The following is a 1,080-nucleotide window of genomic DNA, read 5'->3' on the forward strand; positions in this document are numbered from 1 at the left end:
GTGCGGCGCGTCGTGGACACTCGACCGGGACGTGGGGCCGGCGGGCGCAGGACGGCGCGACCGCGCGCGGCTGGCACGATGGGACGATGCCCGTCATCGCCCTCGACACCGCCGACGACCCGCGCCTCGCCGACTACCGCGACCTCACCGACGTGTCGCTGCGCCGCGTCAGCGAACCCGCCGGGGGGCTCTACATCGCCGAGTCCGCGAAGGTCCTCGACCGCGCCCTGCGCGCCGGCCACCGGCCGCGCTCCGTGCTCGTGCAGGAGAAGTTCCTCGCCGACGCCCTCGCCCTCGTCGGCGAGGATGCCGAGGTCTACGTCGTCCCTGCCCAGATCGCCCAGCAGGTGACGGGGTACACGGTGCACCGGGGACTGCTCGCGTCCATGCACCGTCCCGCGCTGGCCTCCGTCGCCGACGTCGTCCGCGACGCCCGGCTCGTCGTCGTGCTCGAGGACATCGTCGACCACACCAACATCGGAGCCGCCTTCCGTTCGGCCGCCGCCCTCGGCGCCGACGCCGTGCTCGTGACCCCGCGCTGCGCCGACCCGCTGTACCGCCGCAGCGTTCGGGTGAGCATGGGCACCGTCTTCCAGGTGCCGTGGACGCGTCTTCCCGAGTGGAGGGATGCCGCCCCCCTGCTGCACGACGCCGGCTTCCACCTCGCGGCCCTCGCGCTGTCGGACGACGCGGTCACCCTGGACGCGTTCTCGGCCGCCAGGCACGAGCGGGTGGCGCTGCTGATGGGGTCCGAGGGTGACGGGCTCAGCCGTCACGCGCTCGCCGCGGCCGACACGGTCGTGACGATTCCGATGGCCGGGGGAGTGGACTCGCTGAACGTCGCCGCGGCCAGCGCGGTGGCACTGTGGGAATTGCGGCGCGGGATGCCGGAGCCGCGCTGAGCGCGGGTACGGCCGTACCGCGGGCTGCGTCGTGGGAAGAAGCTGCCGTCAGCCGCGCGACGAACCCGCGCGCATGATGCGCTCCGAGGCGGCGGCGGCGCGCACGCGGCCGTCGTCGTCGGCCTCGAGCCGGGCGAGGACGTCGTCGGGCAGCCCCTCGGAAGCGACGAGGTACCAG

1 protein-coding gene is annotated in these 1,080 nt (G+C 74.5%); it reads left to right on the top strand.

Features of this window, described 5'->3' with window-relative positions; all coding sequences use genetic code 11:
• Nucleotides 1-86: 86 nt before the first annotated feature.
• Nucleotides 87-902, top strand: a complete 816-nt coding sequence (locus DBR36_RS16905; RefSeq protein WP_108320848.1) for an RNA methyltransferase — start codon at nucleotides 87-89, stop codon at nucleotides 900-902.
• Nucleotides 903-1,080 lie beyond the last annotated feature (178 nt).

Source organism: Microbacterium sp. HMWF026 (assembly GCF_003061325.1).
Classification (GTDB): domain Bacteria; phylum Actinomycetota; class Actinomycetes; order Actinomycetales; family Microbacteriaceae; genus Microbacterium; species Microbacterium testaceum_E.